At 51.3% G+C, this 25688-nt stretch carries 18 protein-coding genes; 3 read left to right on the top strand and 15 right to left on the bottom strand.

From position 1 onward, the window contains the following. Positions 1–5: 5 nt before the first annotated feature. The 9 genes from SH451x_RS20660 to SH451x_RS20700 form a co-directional block, all read right to left on the bottom strand. Positions 6–1424 (bottom strand): hypothetical protein, encoded by a 1419-nt coding sequence (locus SH451x_RS20660; RefSeq protein WP_479359013.1) that lies wholly within the window; start codon positions 1422–1424, stop codon positions 6–8. Between the two features lie 265 nt (positions 1425–1689). Next, positions 1690–2130 carry a YkgJ family cysteine cluster protein gene (locus tag SH451x_RS20665; protein ID WP_479359015.1) on the bottom strand — a complete coding sequence of 147 codons (441 nt, stop codon included), beginning with the start codon at positions 2128–2130 and terminating at the stop codon, positions 1690–1692. Continuing rightward, a complete protein-coding gene (locus SH451x_RS20670; RefSeq protein WP_479359016.1) occupies positions 2127–3296 on the bottom strand; it encodes an aminotransferase class V-fold PLP-dependent enzyme in 1170 nt (389 codons plus the stop codon). Before SH451x_RS20670 ends, SH451x_RS20665 begins: the two co-directional genes overlap by 4 nt. Positions 3297–3302: 6 nt before the next feature. After that, the gene (gene moaA / locus SH451x_RS20675; RefSeq protein WP_479359017.1) at positions 3303–4328 is read right to left on the bottom strand and encodes a GTP 3',8-cyclase MoaA; all 1026 of its coding nucleotides are present in this window, start codon (positions 4326–4328) and stop codon (positions 3303–3305) included. Next, the gene (locus tag SH451x_RS20680; RefSeq protein WP_479359018.1) at positions 4325–4750 is read right to left on the bottom strand and encodes a molybdenum cofactor biosynthesis protein MoaE; all 426 of its coding nucleotides are present in this window, start codon (positions 4748–4750) and stop codon (positions 4325–4327) included. The genes moaA and SH451x_RS20680 overlap by 4 nt, the downstream gene beginning before the upstream one ends. 63 nt (positions 4751–4813) lie before the next feature. Then, positions 4814–5071, bottom strand: a complete 258-nt coding sequence (locus SH451x_RS20685) for a MoaD/ThiS family protein (protein ID WP_479359019.1) — start codon at positions 5069–5071, stop codon at positions 4814–4816. A gap of 41 nt (positions 5072–5112) precedes the next feature. Then, positions 5113–6447 carry an aminodeoxychorismate synthase component I gene (pabB, locus tag SH451x_RS20690; protein ID WP_494410816.1) on the bottom strand — a complete coding sequence of 445 codons (1335 nt, stop codon included), beginning with the start codon at positions 6445–6447 and terminating at the stop codon, positions 5113–5115. 414 nt (positions 6448–6861) lie between these two features. Beyond that, a complete protein-coding gene (gene fba, locus SH451x_RS20695; RefSeq protein ID WP_479359021.1) occupies positions 6862–7863 on the bottom strand; it encodes a class II fructose-bisphosphate aldolase in 1002 nt (333 codons plus the stop codon). 127 nt (positions 7864–7990) lie between these two features. Beyond that, positions 7991–9103 (bottom strand): S1C family serine protease, encoded by a 1113-nt coding sequence (locus tag SH451x_RS20700; protein WP_479359022.1) that lies wholly within the window; start codon positions 9101–9103, stop codon positions 7991–7993. A 115-nt stretch (positions 9104–9218) separates the two neighbouring features. Here SH451x_RS20700 and SH451x_RS20705 point away from each other — a divergent pair, with 115 nt between their 5' ends. From SH451x_RS20705 to cdd, 3 genes are all read left to right on the top strand, one after another. Then, positions 9219–10286 (top strand): DMT family transporter, encoded by a 1068-nt coding sequence (locus SH451x_RS20705; RefSeq protein WP_479359023.1) that lies wholly within the window; start codon positions 9219–9221, stop codon positions 10284–10286. A 227-nt stretch (positions 10287–10513) separates the two neighbouring features. After that, on the top strand, positions 10514–11755 hold the full coding sequence (locus SH451x_RS20710) for a thymidine phosphorylase (RefSeq protein ID WP_479359024.1): 1242 nt from the start codon (positions 10514–10516) through the stop codon (positions 11753–11755). Continuing rightward, positions 11725–12165 carry a cytidine deaminase gene (gene cdd / locus SH451x_RS20715; RefSeq protein ID WP_479359025.1) on the top strand — a complete coding sequence of 147 codons (441 nt, stop codon included), beginning with the start codon at positions 11725–11727 and terminating at the stop codon, positions 12163–12165. The genes SH451x_RS20710 and cdd overlap by 31 nt, the downstream gene beginning before the upstream one ends. A gap of 67 nt (positions 12166–12232) precedes the next feature. Here the strand turns inward: cdd and SH451x_RS20720 are convergent, their stop codons facing one another. The 6 genes from SH451x_RS20720 to SH451x_RS20745 all read right to left on the bottom strand — a co-directional run bounded on the left by SH451x_RS20720 (position 12233) and on the right by SH451x_RS20745 (position 25671). Next, positions 12233–18385 carry a hypothetical protein gene (locus tag SH451x_RS20720; protein WP_479359026.1) on the bottom strand — a complete coding sequence of 2051 codons (6153 nt, stop codon included), beginning with the start codon at positions 18383–18385 and terminating at the stop codon, positions 12233–12235. Between the two features lie 70 nt (positions 18386–18455). Further along, entirely contained in the window at positions 18456–19925 is a 1470-nt protein-coding gene (locus SH451x_RS20725) for a type IV pilus modification PilV family protein (RefSeq protein ID WP_479359027.1), read from the bottom strand. After that, complete coding sequence (locus tag SH451x_RS20730) at positions 19922–21241, bottom strand: pilus assembly FimT family protein (protein WP_479359028.1); 1320 nt, start codon at positions 21239–21241, stop codon at positions 19922–19924. Before SH451x_RS20730 ends, SH451x_RS20725 begins: the two co-directional genes overlap by 4 nt. Further along, complete coding sequence (locus SH451x_RS20735) at positions 21238–22614, bottom strand: prepilin-type N-terminal cleavage/methylation domain-containing protein (RefSeq protein ID WP_479359029.1); 1377 nt, start codon at positions 22612–22614, stop codon at positions 21238–21240. Before SH451x_RS20735 ends, SH451x_RS20730 begins: the two co-directional genes overlap by 4 nt. A 126-nt stretch (positions 22615–22740) precedes the next feature. After that, positions 22741–24027, bottom strand: coding sequence for a type II secretion system protein (locus SH451x_RS20740; RefSeq protein WP_479359030.1), 1287 nt, complete (start codon positions 24025–24027; stop codon positions 22741–22743). Positions 24028–24195: 168 nt separating this feature from the next. Further along, positions 24196–25671 (bottom strand): type II secretion system F family protein, encoded by a 1476-nt coding sequence (locus SH451x_RS20745; protein ID WP_479359031.1) that lies wholly within the window; start codon positions 25669–25671, stop codon positions 24196–24198. Positions 25672–25688: the final 17 nt, after the last annotated feature.

A 25688-nucleotide genomic window follows, 5' to 3' on the forward strand; every position in this document is an offset into this window, starting at 1 on the left:
GCAAATTAGTGCGTCAAAATATTGCTGCGCGTGCTAGCCAGCAAATTCCGATACTTTTCAAACAGCTTTTTGATCTGAATTCCCAGATAAAAGCTTAACATTACGAAGCCTAACAAGAAGAAGGCTAGTACGTTCCTGCTCGCAGCATCTTTCTCTTTCAAAACCTCGAGTTGCTCTTTATATCTCTGCTCATATCTCTGCTCGACTTCCAACGTCTCGGCCTTAACCTTCTCAACCAGGCGTGCTTCGATAGCGGCATCCAACGCTTGCTGTTTGAGCAAGTTCGCTTGTGCAGTTTCGACCGCGTTCGTTGGTGGAATGCCGGTTAAAGGGTTATTCGCAAGCCTCGCCATTTCGGCTTGATTGTATTGCGGCTGAGCACCCAAATTCGGTTGATTGTTGTACTGGCCAGTTGGTGAGTATCCATTACTTCCAGAAGCGTTCGCATAGTCCCGCGAGTTATATTGCTGGTCTGGATATGTAGTGTTGCCAAAACCATTCTGCGTCGACACGTACTCTCGTTCACGAAACGGAGATGACGACTGCGAGTTGCCGCCGAAATTGCCATAGTTAGTTGGCGCACTAGCAAGCGATGGAGGTGCGTCGCCATATTGATTACTCGTCGAAGGATAATTTGTAGGTGATCGCTGGTCCTGCCGTCCAGCAAAGCCGTTCTGATTCGTTCCAGCCGAATAGCCTTGGTTGTTACCTAAGTTATTTGAACTTGGCGGGGGAGACACGTTGAAGCTCGTGTTCGAATTATTTGCGAAGCTATTCTCTCGCGGAGGATTAAACAGCTGCGGTGTGCTCAAATCCTGTGTCGGTGGACTTCGTCCCATTAGCGCAGGGTTCGTGCTTGTGCCCGGGTTGGAAGCGATACGCTCGAATTGTTGAGCGGCTTTAAAATTGTCGTCCGTACGCGTCTGACCGAGAGTACCAGGCTGAGTTAGTGGCGGCACGGTATAAACGTTTGATTGGTTGTTCTGGTTAACTTCGCGTAACGGATCGGCGGCATTCCGGTCGCGATCGACATCCGCGAATAAGCCTCGGCCTTTGTTTTCCGTCGTTTGGAGCGTCAGCCCACCCGATGCGCTCTGCTTCGCCCTATCCGACTTGTCCAGAGCCTCCATTTCGGCTGCGGAAGGAACACGTTCAACGTCACCAGTGCCAATCCGCACGATGATTCTGGAAATATAAGGGCGAATGTAGGCTGGTATCGTTACACCCGTCTCATTGCCTTCGGCGATCGCTTGAGCCGTCTCAGGGGACAACTGGATGATGTAACTCAAAGAATTGTCGGTACTATCGGTTGTCCAACCGAACTTCCATTCGTTGTCGCTCAGCACCTTAGCTGGTCCAGGCGATGACAACGGTGCAAGCTGAGCACTTGTGGCAATGAGAAAAAGGATACCGAATATATTCATCAACTTATCCTCCCGAGATCACCAAGCCGGTCGCATCCAACCGCCGAACAAGGATCTAGGAAATGGCGCATGATTTCGTAGTGCACGTCAAAATCTCGAACTTTCAACCACTTAAGCCTGAAAGCTAGCAATCAAAATGTGTTGTCTACCAGGGATTTACCGCAATTTATAACACAGGGCAAGCCTAGTAACTGAACTATGTTAGATAGATTGGGCACCTGAAGTAAATAGAATTCATTTTGTTAATTCCAGTAGATTGGAAAATTTAGGGGCCCGTCTTCTTCTCCTCGATCTGGACCAGCGAATAAAGCGGTCCTTGATTGCAACCCGGACACCCCCGCGCTGCTTGAGCCCAGGCTTGGGGCGAAGACAAATTTCTATCCCAGAAAGGCCAACTGCGACATTGCAGCGGCCGAGCTTCATACAGCATACAACCGCGAGTTTCCGGCTCGAGGAAAATACAGTCGCCGTCTGAGTACTCAACCAAGGAACGCCGACCACCGACTGTTCGCACAAACTTTCGTTCAAACTCGTCAAGCCGATCACTCATCCGCATCGCTGCAGCCATCGCCACGACCTCCGCGTCCGTTACCCACACGTAACCACTACTGGGTCCGCTACAGCAATTACCACACTGCGTGCATTCAAACCGAAGGCCATTTTGGTACCAAAGATCTTCTTTTGCTTCTTCCGTCACGTCGCTCATTTTACCAACATCGCTTCTATCTGAACGACGGCCGATTCAAGTTCATCCAAATCCTGATCGGTAGTGGTGTGCCCAATAGAAAATCGCAACGTCCCACCTTCCGATTCAGTATTCAAATAAGAATGAATGAGCGCCGCACAATGAAGCCCCGCTCGCACTTCAATACCAAACGATGCATCCAGCACCGCCGCCCAATCTCGTGGCGACTGAATGCTGGCTGCCCCACTTTGGCAACGTACACTTACCACAGGCACATACCCCGAAATCGACTCGTGCCCAATGACTTGCCAGAAACGTGCGCGTTGCAAGATCGATATCAATCGGCTCAGTTTCACCTTGAGGGATTGATCGGTGCCTGCTAACTGCTCGAGCCCAACATTCCAGCCAGCCAGCGCTGTCACGTTGCGATTGCCCGCTTCAGCCACCGCATTCCACGCGAAATCCCCATCAACTTCATCGCTCAATTCCCCCGTACCTCCACTCCACAGTGGTAGCCATGCGTTGTGTAAATGTCGCGCAGCGTACAACATCCCCGTACCTAAAGGCCCCCCCAGGCCTTTATAGCCGGGTGAAGCAAGCAGGTCGATTCCAAGCGACTGCACATCGATTGGCTCATATCCAAGCGATTGAGCTCCGTCGACCATCAGCAGTACATTATGTTCCTTTGCTATCCGCGCTATTTCTGACATTTTCTGGATCGCGCCGGTGACATTCGATGCGCTCGAAATCACGAGTAATCTCGTCTTTGATGTGATTGCGTTGCGTATCTCCTCGGGCGCAACCCTTCCACATTCATCAACACGGACCGCATTCCAACTGATGCCACGTTGTTTCTTCAAAAGTTCCAGCGGACGCAGAATGCTGTTATGTTCAGCTGCAGTCGTGACAACATGATCACCACTGACCAAAACGCCAGCCAACGCATAATTATTCGCCGCAGTCCCATTGGAAAAGAATGCAATCTCGTCGCTGGAAGCAGCATGCACCAACCGCGTTAACTTGGCGCGAACCTGCTCCACAATGCGACCGCTTTGAATCGCGCTCGCATGCGAACCTCGACCGGCCGCTGCAGAACTTTCTTGCTCGAAAGCCGCTAGAGCATCGGCCACACCAGCCAGTCGCGGCCAGCTCGTGGCAGCATGATCGAAATAGATTCGGCGTCGCATCTTCAATCAACCGCCTATCTGATACATAGCGCGCTCTGGCGGTACAAAACCTTCGTCGGCGATGCCATGCGACGCATATTTTGCCGCAACTGCAGCTTGGACCAACCTCTGCACTTGAGCACTCATATCCTGGAAGTCGACGGCCTGATCCAAAATAGCTTTGACATCCCATTCCTCTCGCCCAAACAAACAGTTACGTATCTTCCCCTCAGCTGTCAGCCTGATCCGATCGCAGTTACCGCAAAATGGCTGACTCACAGAATCGATGAAGCCAACCACACCGTCAGCGTTTCCGAGGTAGTAATCTGTGGATGGCTGTGATGGGCTGATCGCTGCAATCGGACGCAATTTTCCAAACCGCTGTTGAAGCACCTCACGCAACTCCTGTCCGCTTACCATCCTGTCGCGGCCCCACTGGCGATCGGCATCTAGCGGCATGAATTCGATAAACCGCAATGTTAAACCACGATCAACGGCAAACTTCGCAAGCTCGCACACTTCGTCGAAATTAACATCGCGTAGCACTAGAGCATTGAGCCGTGGTGCATAGCCATAACTGAGCGCAGCTTCTATCCCTTGTACGACACGATCAAGCCCCTCACGCCTACTTAACGTCTTGAAGGTCTCTTCGCTCAGGGTATCGAGCGATATGTTGATTCTATCAAGACCGCTCTCAGCCAAGGCCTCGATCTGCTCTGCCAATAACATGCCATTCGTCGTTAGCGCAATTTGCTCTACACCATCGACTTGCTTTAAAGCACCTACCAACCGATAAAGCTCGTTGCGAACAAGCGGTTCACCACCGGTTAAACGAATCTTGCGTACGCCAAGCGGCGCGACAATAGAAACAAATGTCGTGATCTGTTCAAAAGTGAGAAGGCGATCTCGCGGAAGAAAACGGAGAGGACCGTCGCTCATGCAATATTGACAGCGAATGTTACATCGATCTGTCACACTGATGCGCAGAGAATGGTGCGATCGTCCGAAAGTGTCAACAAGCTGGCCCGAATGCGCTAACAAATGATCTTTCATATGCTCGCCTTTTCATCGGGATGCACCCAAACAGCTTTTCCGTCTGCATCAAACTCTTGCTTCCAAATCGGCACATCTTTTTTCAGCGTATCGATTAACCATTTCGCAGCTTCAAACGCTGCGTCGCGATGCGGGCTAGCCACGGCAACGGCGACGCTCGCTTCGCCCACAGGCACTTCCCCGATTCGATGAACGATCGCAACATGGCTTACTTTCCAGCGTTCAATCGCTACCGTCCGTAGCTCTTCCAACAATGTTTTCGCCATCGCCTCATGCGCAGTATAGTTGAGCTTGGCTGTGAAAACCTCTCCGGTCCAACGCCGTGTCTGGCCAATGAAGAGCACAACTGCTCCACAAGCATCGTCCGCTACCGCTTGCAGTAATCGCTCACAGTCAATTTTCTGATCAACAATGTCTATCACCAAATCGTCCCTAAGCTTCAATTCTTTCAAGCCGGTTTTTCAAGCCTACTGGCACAACTACTGTCAACCGCCACTAACCGGAGGAATCAGCGCAATGTCGTCATCGCCCATGACGACATGGTCATTGTTTACAAACTGATTGTTCACGGCAAATCGAGACCTTGGCAACAGGCCTGACAAAGCTGGATATTCTTGCAACATTTGCGCGGAAATTTGCTCTATCGCCGCCGGCGCCGATAAACCCAATACAATTCGCGATTTCCCAACGGCAGCTTCTGCACCAGCAAACAACATAACTTGAATTGGATGATCATGCGACATAGTTTTCTGCTGGACGCGCCAGTCCGCTCCACTCTGAAAGCCTAATTGCTGGTTATTTGATCGATGGCAGCTACCATTCCTTTGGCTTTAGTCCACGTCTCTTCCTCTTCTTGCTGCGGAACACTGTCGTAAACAATTCCGCCGCCGACGTTGAACTGCCACCAGCCATCTTTGGCCATGATCGTACGAATAAGGATATTCCAATCACTGCTTCCGTCCAACGAAATATATCCGAGCGAACCACAGTAAGGGCCACGACTTGTCGGTTCCAATTCCGCAATTATCTCCATCGCTCGAACTTTAGGCGCTCCAGTTATGCTACCACCTGGAAAGGTTGCCGCCAGCAAATCAGTCACGTCGACGCCAGCTCTCAATCGACCGCGTATGACACTTACCAAGTGATGCACTTGCGGATATTTTTCAACCTCACACAACTGCGGAACTTCAATGCTATTGCTTTCGCACACTCGTGAGAGATCATTACGCAACAAGTCAACGATCATCGTGTTCTCGGCGCGATCTTTTTCGCTACCGTACAATTCGCGATACAACAGTTCGTCCTGGGCATCCGTTTTCCCCCGAGGACGCGTCCCTTTGATCGGTCGCGTCTCAACCCATCGCTCTCGATCTACTTTCAAAAAGCGCTCCGGGGACGAACTCACAATCTGAAAATCTCCGCCGTCAAAATATCCTGCAAACGGCGCCGGCGACTGTTGGCTTAACGCAAGGTAAAGCTCGACGGAACTACAAGCGGCCAGCCGAATAAGTCGCTGCGCAATATTGACCTGAAACACATCCCCCGCCGCAATATATTCACGAACAGCAGATACTGCGGTTTGCAATCCGGTCGAATCAAAGCTTCCGATCCATTCTCGAGATAGGCGCGTATCAAATTGCGGAGCCGTCAATCCATGGGCTGTGCCGTGAGGCGTTGGAGCGAACTTCCCATCAGATGCCACATGAACGGTCTTCGCGCCAGACGAAACAGCCGCCATCAGATCGTCCGCTCTTTTCGCGGCTCTCGCCGAACGGTCGTCAGGGTTTACAGCAGGCAACCCCTGGGAAACCAGCCAACCCTTCTCAAGCACATGATCCCAGACGAAAACGACGTCATAAAACCCAATCAGTATGAGCGGATATCCAAACTCGTCATGAGCAGCGGCATTTACCCGTTCAAAACATCGACATAGATCATACGAAAGCATCCCCATAGCACCGCCTTGAAACGGAGGCAAATCGGCGACACTCGTTTGGGCAGGAATAGAAGTTAAGCGTTGGGCTAGCCCGGCAAGCGGATCAACGACCGGCTGCTCAAGCCTAAACACATCATAAGGATCGACTCCCAAGTAGCTGAAGCGTCCTAGCGTCGGATGCACTTGAGAGCTGTGAAGAAGGCAGGGATAGGGCAAACTGCCAATTTTGGTTAAGACGAACTGCGGCGTCCATTCAGCGGGAAGTGGTCTTACAAGTGGCGTAAACACAGCAAGCAGCAAGCGCTTTGCAACATGAAACCATTGAGAAGGGGAAAAGCCACTGAACCGTGTCGCATGGCCGCGAAACCAGACTGCATGCGATCCGGGAAGCTATTAACGAATTGTCCTGAAACAGTTTCCGCAAATCAGTTGGAGCGGTAGGACGCGAGCCCTTCGGTTTCGTAACACCGGACGGCTTGCGCCGTTCCGCTATATTCGTGACACCGGACGGCTTGCGCCGTTCCGCTAAAATGCGAGATTTGTAGCGGTAGGGCGCAAGCCCTCCGGTTTGGCGTCTGTTGAAAAGCTAAAGCAAACTTACTTGATCTTGCCTGCATTACCAGCTTGACCAAACGCCGTCATGCGAGCGATGCACACTTGCTTCATCGCTTCGCGTGCTGGCTTCAGGTAATCACGTGGATCAAACTTCTCTGGCGATTCCATCAACACCTTGCGAATAGCACCGGTGATAGCCATGCGGCAATCGGTGTCGACGTTGATCTTACGAACACCGCTCTTGATACCACGTTGAATTTCTTCAACAGGCACGCCGTAAGTCTGCTTCATTTTGCCACCAAACTTGTTGATCACATCTTGCAGCTCTTGTGGAACGCTACTGCTTCCGTGCATGACCAAGTGTGTGTTAGGCAGACGCTTGTGAATTTCTTCAATGCGACTCATCGCCAAAACTTCACCCGTCGGCTTCGCAGTGAACTTGTAAGCACCATGGCTGGTACCGATCGCGACGGCGAGCGCGTCAACGTTGGTTTCTTTTACAAAACGTTCTGCTTCTTCAGGGTCGGTCAGCAGTTGATCGTGGCTCAGCACGCCCTCGGCACCGTGGCCATCTTCAGCTTCACCACCACCGGTTTCCAGCGAACCTAAACAACCAAGTTCACCTTCTACACTGACACCACGTGCGTGGGCCAGTTCAACAACCTTCTTGGTAACCGCGACGTTGTAATCGTAGTCGGCTGGCGTTTTGCCGTCTTCTTTCAACGAGCCGTCCATCATGACGGACGTAAAGCCGTTTTCGATTGCAGACAAACAGGTCTCTGGCGAATTACCATGATCCTGATGCATTACGGTTGGAATATTCGGGTACAGTTCGGTCGCAGCGATCATCAAATGACGCAGAAAATTGTCATTGGTGTACGATCGCGCGCCACGTGACGCTTGAATAATAACAGGGGAATCCGTTTCCTTGGCCGCTTCCATGATCGCTTGAATCTGCTCCATGTTATTCACATTGAAAGCAGCAACGCCGTAGTTATTTTCTGCCGCGTGGTCAAGAACCTTGCGTAGTGGAACCAAAGCCATGCAGTCAACTCCCGCTCAAAATTAAGGATGAATCAAATATCGTTGGCGACCCGAGTGCCAGGTTCCGCATCGATAAACTTTGGCGGCGATTATCGTCTCTATTGGCCACAACGCAAGGCGTAAACGCCTAATCCTTGGCTTCCAACGTGACGCTCACCTCCATACGCTTTTGATTCCGAATCAGCTCGATGATCTGTGGCTCATCAATCGGCGACTGTTCGACGATGGACGCCAACCCGTTGGGACTGCGGACGGCCTGACTGGCGATCTGCAGGATTACATCACCACTTTGCAGCCCAGCTTTTGCAGCAGGCGAATCGTATCGAACGCGGACCACATAAGCCCCACCACCCCTTATGGGAAGATTCAACTGCATTGCGACTTGCTGAGGTATCTCCACCGTCGTAACTCCCAAGGTCGCCCGACGAACCATCCCGCGCGACTGCAATTCGCTGACGATCCACTTTACGCGCGAAGTCGGAATCGCAAAACCAACGCCTTGGAACGTTCCGCTATCTGAAGCGATCGCCGTGTTAATCGCAATCAGCTCGCCATCCAAATTTGCGAGTGCGCCGCCGGAATTCCCCGGATTAATCGACGCGTCCGTTTGCAATAATTGTCCGCTGACCATCCCCTTGAGCGGCCGAGCTTTTCCGCTGATGATTCCGGCGCTGACAGTCTGCTCCAACAGAAAAGGACTTCCAACCGCAATAACCCAGTCCCCCACGGCCATCTCGGAGGAATCTCCCATCACCGCCGCCGTCAAAGGGTCTGGCGTTGTAATCTTAAAAGTCGCCAAATCGCTCGCCGGATCAAATTTTAAATCGGTACCCGTGAACTCCCGACCATCGGAAAGCCGGACTCGGACTAGCGAGGAATCTTTTACAACGTGATTGTTAGTCACGATCCAGCCATCCTCGCTAATAATCACCCCCGAACCCGCACTGAAATTGGAAGTTGAATCGTCCAGCAGTTGCAGCTGGTCCAGCGTCTCATTGACATCCGCTCGCTTTGCCAAGACAACTACCACCGATGGCATAATCCGTTGAGCAGCATCGCGAAACGCAGCCGACAAGTCGCGCGCCGTCGCTTTCACTTCCCCCACACTGGCATTCAAATCGGTTTGGCTAAGCAGAATATCGTCCTGGCCATAAGTTTGGCCGCTATTCAAAATTGCCAATCCCAGCAGGGCAAAGCATGCAATGAAGCAAGTGAACATGTGGCGGGAAGTGGGTGTCATGGTTGCTTTCCTTCTGGAGTCGTAGCGGGAGACTCCTCAGTTTACCTCTCAAACAAGTTCTTTCCCACCGAGCATCGTTGCGATTCCCACTTCGCAGCCAGATCATTTTCCTCCCATGTTGCAAACATCAACGCTTCAGACAGATCGCCGCCAAGCCATCGCTGCCCTTATCGCGGTCAACGCGATGTGGGGAGCTTCATTTCCGATCATGAAATGCATCAATCAGCTTTTTGATTCGCACTTCAATACCAGCAGTGATGACGGTTCGAATCTCTTCCGCATCAGCTCGGCAGCCTGGATGATCGCCGTCCGTTTTTCGATCGCCCTAGTGCTTTTTCTGCTCGTCTTTCGCAAAACATCGCTGCAAGTCAGGGGCTACCACTTGGCCGCTGGAGCTGCGATCGGAACTTTTTTCTTCCTCGGTTTGCTTTGCCAAGTTATCGGGCTGGCCACGATTCCGGCATCTCGCAGCGGATTCTTGACGAGTCTGACTGTCGTGATCACTCCGCTGATCGGAACTCTGATCCAAAAACGACTTCCCAGACTAAGCGCGATTGCTGGGGCATTTATTGCTTTGCTTGGCGTTGCGATCTTGACGGGTTTGTTAGATCTCAATTCGGGCGTGGGGGCGAGTGCCCTGGACGATTCTCCCCGCTGGGCCTGGGGCGATGCCATCACAATTCTTGGAGCAGCGTTTTTTAGCGTCCAAATTTTGCTCGTTGATCGGCTTGGCAAGAACCAGAATTCTGCGGCATTCACGCCTGGTATGTTCGCGGCGAGCATTCTCCTGTCCGCTGCTGTGTTTGGTATTGCAAGTCCTGGCATCACCGAAAACTCCACTGGCTGGCTTTCGATTGCAAGTAAGCCGGAAGTCATGATCTTGATTGCCATCCTGGCGTTGATCCCCTCGCTGATCGCTTTTTACTGGATGAACAAATATCAGCCGATGGTCACAGCAACGCAAGCGGCCGTAATCTACACCTTGGAACCACTGTTCGCGTCATGCTGGGCAATGGTCCTCCCGGCCGCGTTGAGCGTCATGAGCGGCGTCGCATATGCCAACGAGCAGTTTAATACCACCATCGCCGCCGGAGGCTCGCTCGTGCTGCTCGCAAACATTCTAGCGTTATGGCCACAATCCAAAACGCCTCGTGTAGTGGACCATGAGTCACTAGCGTCGTAATCGAAATCGGCTGCTTCCGTTCAACTCGTTTAACCGCATGCCCAACGGGCTGCGTTCGTCCCACTGCCCCCAGAGTCATCTCTACCAGTTCAAAAGAAACGATGAACTTGTCCGGGGACCACTGCTAAGACCTGGGAAAACGGCAGTTTTTGTGGATAATGCGTGCTCTCTGCCTGCAACTCGCGATCACACCACAGCCGTCCATTTCACCACCGAGCTCCAACATCATGTTTAATCCTATCAGTGTCATTGAGCGTAAACGGGATGGATACGCACTCAGCTCCGACGAAATCTCGGCGATCATCTCGGGCTTTACAGACGGCTCGGTCAAAGACTACCAGATGTCCGCTTTTACAATGGCCGTCTGTTGCCGCGGTATGGATAGCGAAGAGATATCGCTCCTAACACGTGCCATGCTTGCGAGCGGAAAGCGGCTGGAGCGTGTTACCGACCGCCCTCGCGTCGACAAACATTCTACCGGCGGCCTGGGCGATAAAGTCTCTTTGATCTTGGCACCACTGCTAGCATGCTGCGACCTCGATGTTCCTATGCTCAGCGGTCGTGGTCTGGGAATTACAGGCGGCACGCTCGACAAATTGGAAGCTATTCCAGGCTATCGTACGAACTTGTCCGAGTCCGAAATAAATCAACAACTCCAATCGATCGGGTGCGTCATCACTGGCACGACTCAAGACATCGTACCGGCCGATCGAATGCTCTATGCGCTCCGCGATGTTACGGGAACAGTTCCGGCGATACCGCTGATCACCAGCAGCATCATGTCCAAGAAAATGGCTGAATCGCTCGACGCACTTTCCTTGGATGTTAAGTACGGCAGTGGCGCGTTCATGAAAACGCGGGAACTTGCTGAACAACTATCGGCGGCACTCACAAGTGTTGGTGAGCAGTTCGGTGTTAAGACAACCGCACGCCTCAACGACATGAATTTCCCAACGGGCGAAATGGTTGGCAACCTAAATGAAGTCCTTGAATCGATCGACATCTTACAGGGTAGGGGACCCGCTGGCATTACAGAACTCACTTTAGACCTGTGTGCCGACATCCTACAAAGTTGCTCACCAGAGATGGATCGGGAGGCAGCACTGTCGCAACTCAGGAAGCTTATCGACAGCGGCGCCGCCATGCAACGCTTTGAAGAAATGGTGTCGGCTCAGGGAGGAAACCTCAAAGCATTACCAAAGCTAGCCGCCGAGACCGACTTCCACGCGTCCCAGGCTGGCCAGTTGATCAGTGTCAATTGTTACAATGTCGGCATGGCTGTAATATCGCTTGGCGGTGGTCGCAGCGAAGTTGGCCAAAAGATTGATCACCGCGTCGGACTCAAGATGCTGGTCGAACCAGGCCAGCATGTCGACGCCCTGAAACCGCTTTGCAAAATTTACAGCGATTCCGATTCCAAGTCCGAGGTAGCACGAAAATGGCTGAACGAAGCCTTCCAAATTCAGTGATGAGCCCCAATCCAGCAGAGCTAGCGGAGCTATTGAAAGCGGCGAAGTTGGCCGCCAATCGAGCTTATGCGCCATACTCCAAGTTCACCGTGGGGGCTGCGATTCTGCTGGCCGATGGCAAGATCATCAGCGGTTGCAACGTTGAAAATGCCTCGTTCAGTGTTACTCTGTGCGCTGAACGCGTTGCAGCATCGACGGCGATTGCTGCCCAACAAGCCGATTGGCGAGGAATCGTGATTGTCTCACCGACCGGCGTTTCCCCTTGCGGAGCCTGCCGACAGTTTTTGTCTGAGTTTGCGCCTGAGCTGCCTATTTACTATGGATTGCTAACCGACGACGTCGAGCAATTGATTGCGACCAATTTGGTCGAGCTTTTGCCAGCGCAAATGCGTCTGGCAAAGCAATCGTAGCGGAACAGCGTAAGACTGCGTGCCGTTTGGCCCACCCTACGCGAACAACCACGCGAGTATTGCAGCATTATCGTTGAATTGACCGACGTAGCAGAATTGCTTTTTCGGTATTGAACGAATCGCCCTCTCGGAACGCGACAGGCACAGTTCGATCGATAATGTAAAAGCTACGTTGTCGTTCAGGTCTTCCGCCCGTACCCACGTACTCGGCACCAAGCCCTGCAACGGGATCCCATTCGAATAGTCCTACCGTAATCCAAACAGCAAACACATTCGACTGGTTGGTAACCAAATTCGTAAGCCGCCCGAAGCGTTGATAAGTCAACAGCGGCTGCGCAACCTGTTCGACCAACGGCGAGTTGGACTTTAAGAGTGCCTCACTGCCAGTTGGAAACAACGGATTGGCAACGTCCAACGGTCGACGATTGGTAACCGTATTATCGGTGTCCGGTCGAAAACGCCGCAGTTCGGCATCTGGAATCGGTGGCGTAATGTTTGACGAGAAAGGAGATCTCCATGCACCGGCGAATTGCGTTGGCATGTCATCATCGAAATTGTTAGGTCCGCTAGGCGTGTAACCGCGACGATGCCGAACTATTTCAGGCCATTGCGGTAACCCAGTAGCCGTCTGACGCGGCGAGTATGGACCGCCAATTGGCACAGTTGACTCAAGTGCATTGAAATCAATACCATTCCAAACGCGTTCGTCTGTGATTGTATTGATGTTGACTTTGCCAGGATTTGTATAGGACTGACGCAAGTTATACGGCGAATGAAAATCAACCAACATTCGATCTCGAATCGTGTCAATCACAGTTGAACTAGGATGATTGTTCGCATTTACCCCTTGAGCATTTCGATCAATCGCGATCGGATTCATGATCTCCGCTGTCTCGCGATAGCGAGGCGTAGTCTCAACTAGCTCGAGCAATAGACCGAGGTCGGCTCGCATAGTCGATGCTCGAGGTGGAACAGCATAAGTTTCGCCGACAGTTTTCCGCATCCAATACGGTTCACGCCGCGGCGCTGCATTGAGATCGTTCACTTGGACTGGCGGATTCGGCAGCGTCGTCGAGCGGACATTGCTATCGAAGAAGTTGAATAGATGCCCGAACGTTCCAATCAAGCCCTCGGAATCGCCGTAAACATTCGTCGCAGGTGGATTCGTCAATCCGAGCGCGCTAGTAAATACGGCACCAAGTTGTCCAGGAGCGGTGTAGGGGACCAGCATCAACTCCGATGCATTGGTGAATTGTCTGTTAGGCCAGAACAAATTCGTTGGCATACAAAAATTAGGATCGGGCGTTCCAGTGAAACCATAAAGCGCTCCTGTGAACGCTTGAGGTTCGCCAAACCCATCGTAAGCACCACCACCAAACTGCGTATGGCCGATGTTAAGATAACCCAAAGTCGTACTCGAGTAGTCTATCGGAGTATTCTGGGACGCTGGGTCTTGATAACCAAGTTCGTAATTGAAATAGACAGCACCGCTGTGTGCACCGTTCGCTAAAGTCGGTGAAAGCTGAGCAGTGGATGCCGAGAAGTAAGATCCAACATTGCCTTGCGCTGGCTTGAAGACCGTCGGTGGAGTTGGCGCAACGTTATTGCTCTCCACTCGTCGACCATCCATGCTTTGTCCATCCTTGAATCGAGATTCAAAGGCGAAAGTTCCTTGCGACACAGTCCCGTAAGCTTGCGAGTCATTTTCGCCGGTAAACAAGGTCAAATCGACACTCATCGTGTCAATCGTAATGTAAGGATTCCAGTCGGGATCGTACGGCTGCATTGGATCCGCCAGCCGTTGCAGGTAAATGGTTCTGAAATCCGCGTGTGTTTGGTGAAGATTAAACACGGATTGTAAGTTTGGATTGATGGTGGGATCTTCATCGAGTAGGGCCGTACTCAAGCTTTGACCAGACGAAAGATCTTCGAATGCGTCAGGACGACGTGTCTCATAACCAGATCCAGGCGCCGTGCTTAGCTGACTGTCTGGCATTGGATAGTATCGAAAGCCAGGAGTCACTCCGGGAACAGGAAGTGGCTCAGAGACGCTTAAACCAATTCCTTCATTCAAGTCTAACGGCGCATTAACAATTGAGACATCTTGCCAGCTAGGATCAGGTGGATCTGCCTGAGCGATTTGCGTAATTGTGGGCTTGATGCGGTTTGCGGTAAACAACGGATCATTCACCAAAGTTCCATCAATTCGGAAAGCTCGTACGTCATTGGCGCTAATTCGAATTTCTTGCGCGCTTGGTTCGTATTCCGGCTGGTCAGTATTTTGATCCACAGCGGCTCTCGAACCGATGAACGTTCGTTCGCGAGGGCCGATCACAAAATAGGAACCGGTTGGCAATGCTGTATTACCCGCCGTGATCGGACTCTTATTGACGAAAACTTTGTGATCCGCCGCTACCCCTGTGGAATTACCGATCAGGTTTGGAATCTCGGCAGCATTGACGAATGGGTCGTTGATTTGAGATGGTTTCTGATTCGTAAACCAAATAACGCGTTCGAATTCTAGTGGTGTTGTAGGATTAGCTAAATCGCTATAGAGCCCGTTAAATTGCATATTCCCGATTTCGCTGACTTGATTCGTACTCTCTTGAGCGAGCTGAGAGATCGAAGATGGAGTTCGCGCATTCCCACCGCCGCCCCCTGTGTTGAGCAGTTGGTCATAAGGTGTGAGTGGCGCACCAGGCTGCCCTTGCACCGGAGTTACCCCAATTCGCCATACTGGTTGAACTCCGAACGTGGGAGCGGTTGGAGCAGTCGGTGCAGGAGCGAGTTGAGCTAAATTCAACGACACAATTCCAGCATTGTTGATATATAGTTCTTTAGGTACAGCCGGAATCTCTTGGTTATCCAGCGGTGCATTGGTTCGCGTATTCACCAACTCGATCATCAAAGAGCCTTGCGGAATACGAAATTGCGACGGCGCAGGCATGTTGGTAGTATTTCGAGTCGTTTCGCGGACTCGCGTATCATGGAACGCCAGGGTTTCGGTCAAAAGCATTTCGGGATATTCCATACCCCAAACGACGTCTCCGGCGTCGGGCGACCAACCTGGATCCTTACCGTAGTTCCACGCGCCTTGCGTTGTAGTACCTGCTGCATTCGCTCGGATACCAAATGGCAACCAGTCGTAATCGAATCGCGTCATCACTGCATCCGAATCACGGAAATCGACGACGTTTACAGCCCATTGCGCAAGTGTTCTGGCTCGGCGTTTGTACCAATCACGACTATATTGAGTCAGACCATTCATAGATGGGAACATATACTCTTGCGGAACAATCAGTTGCGCAAGGCAGTACAATTGTCGAGCAAACAATTGACGTGATTGAAGATTGGTACGTGGCGGCGTTGGAGGCACCGTCGCGTTAGGTTGCGCAGCGGTATATCCGCTATATGGATAACGCTGTAGTGCAGGAACCCGTTCGTCCCACGCGACAATGTCATAGTTGCCCGTAGGCGATGGGGAGTAAGCTAAGTACGGCTCTTTCTCGTTAAATCCACCGCTAATGGCAAGTTCAGTGGGATCATCGACAGATACCGCATCGTTGCCGTTTGCACCATCGAAATCAACCGTGGAATCGTTATCGAAACCATTGCCAAACGGACGATTCAAATTCATTCTCAATCCGTGTCGGAATTCGACAGGGAACAGAGCTCGAATGATGTCGGGATTGAACGGTGGCAGTTGAGTCGCATCCACATGATTCTTCCGCATGGATGGGTCATTGTCGCCGCTCTCCATCTGACCAGCGTCGTTGATAACGCGGTATTGGTGCTCGTATAACAAAGCAATCCACTCAAGCATGCTCCCTACGACTTGCGGCCTGACTCTTGGATCTGCATCAGGCAAAATGTTGTCTTGATCACGCCCTGCAAATCCAATCGGTGCTTGTCGCAACTCATGGCTTCGCGTTGTAATAACGCGATTGATTTCCGCCATATTGCTCCAGTTTGCATCGCGCTGCAGAATCGTCAGCAGTCGGTCCGACAAGGCACTGGTGTCACTATCAAAGCGGCGGAGCAGACGTTCAAGTTCAGCCAATGTGAATGGCTGATCTTGGGGTGTTGCGTTTTGTGACAATTCGTACGGATCATTAGACAATTCGTCGGGTTGAAAGACCGTACTAGAAGGATCATCGATCATCGGCCGGTACATGGCCATGTTGCCGTTGCGATCGATCCCCCAAGCGGCGCGGCCGCGTGTCATCAATGGATAACCACCGCGAGGCGCGATACCATTACCAAACCAGAAGTAGCTCCGCTCTGTCATGCCACGCTCAAAGATGCTGCTCACCCAGTCATTGCCGGAATTCGACATTGGATCGAACAGTTTGCCTGGCACGCCCGTCAATTGGTAAGGCGTTGTACTCGCCGAGTCATCGCCATGCCTTGCTCGCATCAAAGCACGTACGAAATCAAGCTGTGCAGGTTGAATCGCCGTGTAGGGTGGCGCAAAGTTTTGTAACAAATGCCCGAACCCAATCTCCGCCGGCCCAAGTCCGCTTCCTTGAGGCAAGTAGTAATTGAAACCGGTTCCGATGGCTGTCGTATTCGTTCTTGCGAAAACGCTCGGATAAGGCGTGTTCGCAGGTGACAAAGGCGTTTGATATTCTTCGAAAGCCTGCAACGTATCCCCTGCAAGATTGACGTTGATACGACTATCGAGGTCTTCGATATGAATCGCCGTCATAATTTTTAGAGTTCGTCCGTCAGGTGCGGTAATAGTTGGTAGCTGTGGGTCCTGCCAAATGCTTTCCGGCACACCTTCTCCATCGTTGTCAACGTCCCAAGCCGAACCGTTCGGATTAATACCCATAAGCCGTTCTAGCAGAGTGGTAACATTTGCTTCCTCTGCGGCTGATGGCCAACTGCTATTCGAAATTACGACCGGTTCTATTGTTCCCGCTGCAAATGATGCATGCGTTGGTCGACCTGGTACAGCAGCTTCGCTACCAAAGACAATTGGAATTGGTCGAGCACACGCATAGTCCAAGAAAACGAACATTTCACGAAGCTGCGCGTACGTCAAAGCACCAACATTTCCAAGCCCTCCGTAGCGCGATACAATGTAATTCACCAGAGCGGGACGATGGTACGACGGGATAATATCAGCCGGCTCGTATACTCCGTCACCATTTGGGTTGAGGTGCGACAACCAATAATCTCTGTAGTCCGCAACGTCGTAGCCTTCGTTCGTAGAACCAAGTACATCCCGCAATTGCATGTATTCCATGTTTGGCAGCAAACCGACTGGTATAATGGTACCATCTGGAGCCAGCGGCAATTGCTGCAACGTATCGGGATCAATGATACGCTGAGTCAAATTCCCGTCTTCGGGATTCAAGCCATAGCCAATGCCGTTGTATACAGCGTCATTGATCAAATACCTATAGCCTTGACCATTCGCATTGTAAAACAACGCTGTCGGAGATCGTGCCAACCATTCATGCAATCCGACGGCAATGGTTTGCACTGTTCCGGTGTTGATCGCGCCGCTAAAGATAGCGTCCGCAGGCAACTCGTTCAGATCGATCAAGACTGAGTAGGCAAGTGGATCAACCGGAGTGTTGACAATCGTGTTGTTCTCGTCCCCAACATATTTAAGAATGCGAAACGAATAGCCCTGGAGTGGTCCTTCAAGCATGGTGAAGATTCGCGCATTATACGCGTCGTCGTAGATTGCCAGCGTCGTCGAACCGGTACCCGAGATGCTTACCCCCGTGTGGTTGAGTGATACCTTCAGGAACATGGCTTCGCTGGATGTCGTGTTGCCAATCGCAGGTCGCTCCTGTGCGCCAACTAACACTGCACCATGGGGAGCGTTGTACCAATCGTTGCGTGCTGTTGACGAATAGCCTGCGAACCCCGCAAGGTAATCTCTCACGAAACCTTCAACCGCATGTCGACCATAGACGTCACCAAGCAACGAGTGTCCTGCCAAAGCCGACTGGCTATCGTTTGTACCGCGCAGGATTAGCGGGATGATATCTGGATCGTAGATGATCTTCATATTGCTCTGCATCTTGGCACGATTGATCGTGACGCTGGCAGAACGAGATTGACCAGAGAATACGACGTACGTTACCGCAAGCAGACTAAATAGCCCAAGCATGCCTAGCACAACTAACAACACCAAACCTTGACGGTTCTTATGATTGCGCAGTACGAGATGCGGATTTGATCTACCACGTCGAATATTCATGGCGTTTCCCCTAACATTAGTCTTCATCGGATCGCCTTAGCAAGATTGCATTAGATGAGTTTGGCTTGTCTTAATTGCCGACAGTTATTGGATATTCATATACCGCAACGGCATCCGGCACGATCGTCGCAATGGTTCTAGCCTCCGACAACTGCGCTGGTGTTGGAGCAGCCGGTAACTCTGGGTAATTCCAGGCAGGCCCTTGCAATGTTACAAGTCGCGGCCACGCATCGCGATCATCGACCCCAACAATCCGATACCACTTGTGCCGATAAACAAATCGCGGACCATTTACCGCAACGTCGGGAGGACTGTATCGCATCGTCCTCGACAACATCACATAAGCCCCAACACGCAGATTCGCGGAAGTTCGATCGTCACTAAACATTTCGACGTTCAATACGCCACCGTTGCTCATGGGCAAATGGGCAAAAGCTGTCGGAGGATGATTGGTTGGTAACACTCCAGCAGTTTGCGTTGTTGTCGGAGCGGTACACAAGACTACCTTTTCGAAATTTGGCAACTCGTCCGTACCTGGCAACGTTGGAGCCGGCAATTCAAAACCGGTGTCACGACGATTGCAAATCACAACCGACAACATGAAGTTCGATGGGACAGCATCGCTAGGCGACTCGTTTGGAACTAGCGTTCCAAACCATGTTAGGTTATTGGAAGCCGCAGACGAAATCAGCGAAAAGTTGTCGACACCTTGAAACTCACGAATCGCACCGAAGCTCTCGTCTTGCTGATTAGTCGCTCGAATCAAATCTCCAAGACCGCCGACCAAGGCATTCGCAATCGATTTCCGTACCGGTCCTAAGAATGATGGCGACCATGCTGATACGCGAATCAACCTCGCACCTGGCGAAGGCAACGCGACCGGATTGATATTAGGGTTTAATAATGTCGAAGTCCCATTGAGATAAAAACGGAATTGGTTTGCAGTGGTATCAAATTGAACGTCGCAATTCTCATTTACAAAAGGAAACGTCGTTCGCCGAATTATATGATCGGATTTGAGATAGGCTGGTAACCGCGTCCCACCATTCATTTCGGAGTTCAAGCTTCCGTAATATAGCGGATCAAAACAAAAGCCTTGGCCATACACTTGTCTACGAATAAATTTTTGCGTCGGTTGTTGGCCAAGCCTAGTACTAGCTTTCAAAATCAAGCCTTCGTACATGTCGCCGATGGAGGTTACTGGCTTGTAGGCGAATGCCCCGCGCAATGGCAAATTTGAGTTAACATTTGGACTATGAGTTGGATCGTCATCATCTTCATCGTAACACCACGGCTGCTGCGTCGTCGGTGCGACACTATCCCGCGCGGTTATCTCGGCGGCAGCCCCTAAGGCAGTCGACGTCGCTTGATTCAAAGTATACGAATCCGCAGCTTGGCGACTGGCCAATGGCAATATCGCAAGCACTCCGGTCAAACCGATCAGTGCAATCACCATTGCGAATAGGACTTCGACAATCGTAACACCCCAGCGGCGACTAGCTCTCTGTATTTTTCCATTCAACATATTTTTAGCGATCATTGTGCGGTTGCCTCATCCGTGAACGAAGATTGTCGGGATTGATACAACAACTGCCCAATCGGTGTGTTATTGCCGAAAAGAGTCAACTGGTCGAAGGGAGGCGAATCAAAGGGTGCAACGTTTGCCAACGAGATTGCCCCCGAAGATGGCGAGATGCGAATCCAATTGCAGCTTGCATCAATCAAGTTTGCCTTCTCGCGATTTGTTTCCAGAACATCCGGATTAAATTCATCCGCAATCCCAGTCGGACTACCCAGCACCTGATCAGTTCGCCCGACAAACAAATAGACATCTTCCAAGGTCGTATACTCACGAATTTGGAAGTCGCCATTGAGGCCGTTGAAATCGTTTGACATAACCGAGCTCAATAGGCCATTAGGACCAAAAATTAAATAGACTGGACGCAATTGCGCCGGAGTTGGCGGAGTCAACGAGTAAGACCAGTCCGAAGCAAACAAACGTCGCAAATCACGAAGATTCTGAACCGTCTGATCTCTTAAAACAACATCACTGTCGTTCGCTAAACCGCTCAGCGACAGGTCTACACATGTCCCGCGAGGCATATCGACGACTAACGACGAAATTGGCTGCGGCAAGGAGTAAACCAACATCCGCGTTCCGGCAGGCGTGGTTGCAAAGTCTGGCAGTCGAGGCAAAAACACGTTCCGCTTTCCCATCCGAGATGTTAGGGAATAAGCAGCGGGATCCGTGGTCGAGGCAAACGGTAAATTTGGCTCGCCAAAATTATTGACCACCATATCGACAGACCCGCCGTTGAATGCCACTTCTTCCACACGCAGTCGACGCCCCATGCCAGGCGCTTCGACAAACTCAAGCTCGGCACCGATTGTCAGTAAACGACGTAGCCGTTCGTCCGCCGGCACTGGTGAAATCGTCAACACTGGACCAACCAGACTAAACACAATATTGTCGAACATGGCAGGAGGCGGAACCTCGGCCAAGCTCAACCGAATACTCGTGTTATAAACCGAAAAGTTTGAGGCAAGGTCAGTAGACGAAGCCGTTAATGAAACCAACGAACCCGTCGTATCACGCCCAGCACGCGACGAAAGCCGCTCCAATACCACAGCCACCGGACGCCCTTGAGCCACAGCACGCGCTCTGGCAGCCTCAAGCATATTACGAACGACAATTGCAGCTTGACTCGTCTTCCGCTGGTTCATAACCGTTCGGAAAGTCGGGAGCGTTACCGCTGCCAACAGCGTCATGATCCCCATAACAATCAAAAGCTCGATCAGCGACAATCCGCTACGCGACTTAGACATTACATGTGTTGAGCGTGCAGTTAAGCTCATAATGCACCTCCCAGCTCGTCAAAGTTCGTAACGTTGTCGGAAACCAGCCTACGGACCAGCGGATTGGTGAGCACGTCAGGACTAGGTTCTGGAATAAACGCCCCCGTCGCCTCAAATCCCACTGGCACGTCAGTACCATCGAGTTCTACATTCAAAACCCCGCCCAGACTCTGATTGTAGTCTTCATCATAACCAGTCCATGTACCAGGTCTCGGATAAAATGGATCGGGCCAAGCCGCTCCACTCCACTGCGCATCTGCAACAGTGAAGAGACTGGACAAACCAGCCTGAGCGTTGCTCCCAGTCCAGAAGAATCGCAGACCTGTTCGTCCATCCGGGCCGGGCGAGACGATCAATGGTCGCAACGGGGCCGTAGGATGATTCCCAATATCATTTGACAGATAACCAATATCTGCACTCGTAGGATCGAAATCGTCTTTCGCAAAAACCGCTTGTCCTCCGACTTGGCTTGCAAGCGGATCTGGATCGTACCTGTTCAGCACAAATGCTGAAGCACTACCCTTCAGACTCCCTCCAGTTTGAGAGCGTTCTGCATCGTCGAAATACCCAGCAGGCCATCGCAGCCACTGAATCGGATTCCCCCATGCATCCACAAACTCACGTAAGCCGTCATTGTCTGTGTCGCGAATCTCAGAATCCGAAAAGGATTCGATTCCGAACGTTCCAGCGACATAAGACGATTCGACGATCAGAAACAATAATTCAGCGTTAAAATTACGCTCGAAAATACCTGGATTTAGACAACGAACTCCACTGCTCAAAAAACCGTGGCGGTTAAACAAAACGGACTGCAGCTGCGAGTATCGCGGAGCATTATTTAACGCGACAGTTACGGAACTTCCGTTCGGGATATAGGTGTACCCCGAAGGAAAGCTGTTCGGCGAACGGAACACAAAGTTTGTCCCGTTATATCGCACAATGTCTCCCGCAGTGTCTGGCATCTCTAGTCGCATCAAGTCTCGTAAGACACCAAGCCTAATTCGAGCGTGAAGAAGGCCGTCAGAAACGCCGCCATTGTTGAACTGATTTCCCGTACCAGCACGAGGCAACGAGGTGGACGTGTAAGTGCCGGCCTGAATACTATAATCCAACCCGATGTTACGGTACTCTTCGAAGCGATCGGTAATGATCGATTCAATCTTGCGAATCGTGGCTCGCGTCTTGGCATAGTTGCTGTCTTGCTGAGCGCCTCGCAGGGCCACAAAGCTGAGGCTGGTCAAGATTGAAACGATGATCATCACGACCATTAATTCAATCAGAGTAAAGCCACGGCTGCGCAACGACGAACCGGCACGCACGCGATTAGGATCGCTTGCAACCATTGGTTCGATTCTCTTAACTTCGTAACGCATAACTTCACTACCTCTTAACACTGCAATTCCGCCTCTTTGCATTTTGCGACAATCGTTTCACATTGACGCTGATAAAGACGACAATTCGCAATTATGAAAATAACGCAAACGCTATACCGCCTAGACTTAACGCGCACCGCTCTCAAGCGTTTGAGCACTAAAGTTAGCGACGTTGTCAACCATTCGGCTCATAATGGCCGGCGCAACCGCTTGAGGCGTTTGGTTGTAAATCGGAGCAGGGCGGAAGCTTGTGTATAACTGCGCCGTGCTGTTGATCGATTCTCCAGAAGGGAATCGGAACATCGTCTGTTGCAAGTTCACTACGGCATTCGTACGCCGAACTTCGCCGACAAGCCGACCACCGTACTTGCCATCAATACCAGGCCCGAGCAGTTGAAACTTGGTAGGATTAACAAATTCGTAGCGCAAGAAATTGAATAGATCACTTCCGGTAGCCGTCGAGGCAAATGGAATCCCAGGTAAACCTTTGCGACTCGTGTTCAATTGATCAGAATAGAAAGGATAGATCGCTCCGAACTGATCAACGTCAGCTTCCCCGGTACCTGTTGGAACTGTATTAATCGCAGTTCGCTGATAAAAGTTTACGTAAGGTTGTCCAGATTTGTTGGCAGTATATGTCCGGCTATCGAAGTAGACATAAGGGCACGATGAATCGCGATCACCATAACGCTGAATATAGACCGGGAGCAAATCAGTTGTGGTATCTGCTGGAACAGAAGCCGTAAAGTAGCGCTCTTCATCATTACTGAAAGTGATCCCGGCGGCACCGCTTGCAAGGGTCAGACGTCCCGTGTCAAACTCAAACAATGGGTTCTCCCGTGATACGTTATAGCCATATCGCTTGGGGTCGTAGGAAACCGCTCCGTCCAAGATTTCCACAAAAGGCCCGCCGCGACCAGTAAATGGCTTCTTCGGATCAGAACTGAACCCGCCCAGGAAAAACACTAAAGCCTCGGGCGCATCCATTACTTTATAATCACTGACAGGTATTGAACCGCCTGACAAAAGTGTGTCGGAACTGTTACGGATGCATGGCCCAGGGACAGACTGAAAATTTTCTTGGACAGTACCTGCCGCAGTATTACCAATCGTTGGATCCAACAATGCAAGCTCACTTGCCAGAATCTGTGGGAACGCTTTCTGGACGTGTCGCTTGAAAACTTCCCAGGACGTCCCGTCAGGCGGGTAATCACCGTACTTGTCTCGATACTTTTCAACCGCTTCGGCGATCGAATCGATCTCGAGCTTAATGGCAGTTTTCCTAGCATTTGTTATCGCACCTAGCAAAGCCGGCAATAGCAAGCCCGCCAAGATGCCGATGATGGCAATCACCACCATCAGCTCCACTACCGTAAAGCCGAACCTGTTAGACGAGGGGAAAACGCGTTTCATCTTTCTACGCCCTATTTTATGATGACGACGGGTTTTACGCCGCCCAAACAATCCGCAACATGTGAAACTGACAATCCTGACTGAACAACCATCGCTGTCTCGTCCGTCTTGCAACAGGCGAAAAAGCAGCCAAGCAACCTTGCAGATTGCTTGGCAAACGCATCAACACTAACCGCTCAACGTTTGAATCAGTTCAATCATCGGCATGAACAAAGCAATCACGATGAATCCAACAGCCGTTCCCAAAAAGACGATCAACAGCGGCTCAACCAGCTTGGTCAAACCTTCTGTCATAACCTTGACTTCTTCGTCATAGTTGTCGGCGACTTTATAAAGCATCGTATCCAATTCACCGGTCTCTTCACCGACGTCGACCATGTTCACAACCAAGTCGTCGATAACTCGCGAGCGTGTTTTGAAGAACCAGAGGGCCAGCGCGATTGCGGCACCGACCGCCATGATTTGCAGCGCCATATTGATCATCGCTGTGTTGGTTGCCGAGTGAGCGGTCGCAGCTGCGCCGGTCTTTTTACCTTCACCCTTAACACCGCGACCGGCCGTCAACGCAACCGACATGACCATCACACCGGGGAAAGACCCCATCAACACCCAGTACAGAGCTGCGACTGGGTGCATTCCCAACGTGGAATGTTCCTTCATCGGTTTCGCGATGACTTCACCTTCACGAATCGCTTCAATCACCTTGTTATAGATTCGCTCAAAGACCGCATTGTTGCTGGTCTCACGAGTGATGTTCAATCCTTCCAGAATCGGCACACCACTGGTCACCAATGTACCGAGCGTACGCGTGGTACGAGCCAAAATGTTCCGTTCTACCAGAGAGCCGAAGACTGGCACTTTGATGATAAACTGGTCAAAGCCCATTCGTCCGTGCGTAAACTTTCGTCCCAACTTGATAATCAACCAGTAAGTGACTGGAATCAAAATCATCATGAACCAATAGGTCACCACATAGTCGCTGATTGCGATCAACAACTGTGTGACGGCAGGCAAGTCGACTTCGAAGTCTTCGAACATCTTCTTAAACTGCGGCACGATGAACGCCATGATCAGCGCCAAAATAATAACGGCGACCAGCATGACGACGATCGGGTAGATCATCGCGCCTTTGACTTTACGCTTGAGCGATTCGGACGACTCAAGGAATTCGCTTAAGCGCTTCAGAATCGTTTCAAGTGCACCGCCCGCCTCACCGGCCTTGATCATGTTCACATAAAGACGCGAGAAAACCTTGGGGCTCTTGCTAAGAGCTTCCGAAAGCGTCGAGCCCGTTTCGATTTCATCGCACACATCCATCAACGAATTCTTCAGCTTGCCCGGCTTCTGGTTGTTCTCAAGAATCTTGAGCGACCGCAGAATTGGCAAACCAGCATCCTGAAGAATCGACAGCTGACGTGTGAAAGTCGAAATGTGCTTGGTCTTGGCACCGCCGATAGCAAAGCTGCGTTTCTTGCGCTGCGGACCTCTGGCTTTCGACGCGGCCGACTTCTTCAGAGAGATCTTCGTGACGAAGTATCCCATCTGACGTATTGTGGTCTGCGCTTCTTCTTCGCTGCCTGACTCAATAACGTCTTTGATCTCTTGACCGGTGCGGTCCATTGCCTCGAATTGATAAATTGGCATGGCTGGGTGTCCTAATA

This window comes from Njordella aestuarii, from assembly GCF_056494165.1.

Coding starts and splice junctions, on each gene's coding strand:
- SH451x_RS20745 (WP_479359031.1), bottom strand. CDS start 25,671: ATGCCAATTTATCAATTCGAGGCAATGGACCGCACCGGTCAAGAGATC.
- SH451x_RS20730 (WP_479359028.1), bottom strand. CDS start 21,241: ATGAGCTTAACTGCACGCTCAACACATGTAATGTCTAAGTCGCGTAGC.
- cdd (WP_479359025.1), top strand. CDS start 11,725: ATGGCTGAACGAAGCCTTCCAAATTCAGTGATGAGCCCCAATCCAGCA.
- SH451x_RS20700 (WP_479359022.1), bottom strand. CDS start 9,103: ATGACACCCACTTCCCGCCACATGTTCACTTGCTTCATTGCATGCTTT.
- SH451x_RS20720 (WP_479359026.1), bottom strand. CDS start 18,385: ATGAATATTCGACGTGGTAGATCAAATCCGCATCTCGTACTGCGCAAT.
- SH451x_RS20710 (WP_479359024.1), top strand. CDS start 10,514: ATGTTTAATCCTATCAGTGTCATTGAGCGTAAACGGGATGGATACGCA.
- SH451x_RS20705 (WP_479359023.1), top strand. CDS start 9,219: ATGTTGCAAACATCAACGCTTCAGACAGATCGCCGCCAAGCCATCGCT.
- SH451x_RS20670 (WP_479359016.1), bottom strand. CDS start 3,296: ATGCGACGCCGAATCTATTTCGATCATGCTGCCACGAGCTGGCCGCGA.
- SH451x_RS20665 (WP_479359015.1), bottom strand. CDS start 2,130: ATGAGCGACGTGACGGAAGAAGCAAAAGAAGATCTTTGGTACCAAAAT.
- SH451x_RS20685 (WP_479359019.1), bottom strand. CDS start 5,071: ATGTCGCATGATCATCCAATTCAAGTTATGTTGTTTGCTGGTGCAGAA.
- SH451x_RS20740 (WP_479359030.1), bottom strand. CDS start 24,027: ATGAAACGCGTTTTCCCCTCGTCTAACAGGTTCGGCTTTACGGTAGTG.
- SH451x_RS20660 (WP_479359013.1), bottom strand. CDS start 1,424: ATGAATATATTCGGTATCCTTTTTCTCATTGCCACAAGTGCTCAGCTT.
- moaA (WP_479359017.1), bottom strand. CDS start 4,328: ATGAAAGATCATTTGTTAGCGCATTCGGGCCAGCTTGTTGACACTTTC.
- fba (WP_479359021.1), bottom strand. CDS start 7,863: ATGGCTTTGGTTCCACTACGCAAGGTTCTTGACCACGCGGCAGAAAAT.
- SH451x_RS20735 (WP_479359029.1), bottom strand. CDS start 22,614: ATGCGTTACGAAGTTAAGAGAATCGAACCAATGGTTGCAAGCGATCCT.
- SH451x_RS20725 (WP_479359027.1), bottom strand. CDS start 19,925: ATGATCGCTAAAAATATGTTGAATGGAAAAATACAGAGAGCTAGTCGC.